This window comes from Neobacillus drentensis, from assembly GCF_036962765.1.
GTDB lineage: Bacteria > Bacillota > Bacilli > Bacillales > Cytobacillaceae > Neobacillus > Neobacillus drentensis_C.
Genome location: NZ_JBALOS010000030.1, coordinates 1 through 255 on the forward strand (window position 1 = coordinate 1; position 255 = coordinate 255).

At 37.3% G+C, this 255-nt stretch carries 1 pseudogene; it reads right to left on the reverse strand.

The window, feature by feature from the left end:
• Nucleotides 1-125 precede the first annotated feature (125 nt).
• Nucleotides 126-255, reverse strand: a pseudogene (locus V7137_RS05075) (RNA-binding protein S1); the annotation flags it as partial.

Here is a 255-nt window from a genome sequence, read left to right on the forward strand (position 1 = left end):
TGCCTGACACCCTTTTTTTCGATTTTTTCATATATAACAAAAAAAGACAGGTCAAATTATGACCTGTCTTACGATATTGATAGGAAGTGAATCCTCTCTTCATCTATAAAAAGTTTAGCAGCAAGTTACCCCCGCTTAGCTCCTCTTCCGCCACGTTTGGACTCTGTGTGCCTTTTTAAGGAAGATAAACGATCCTCGCTATCTTTTAAGAATTTTGCCATTTTGCTTTCAAAATTTTCCGGCTTAGCATTATTG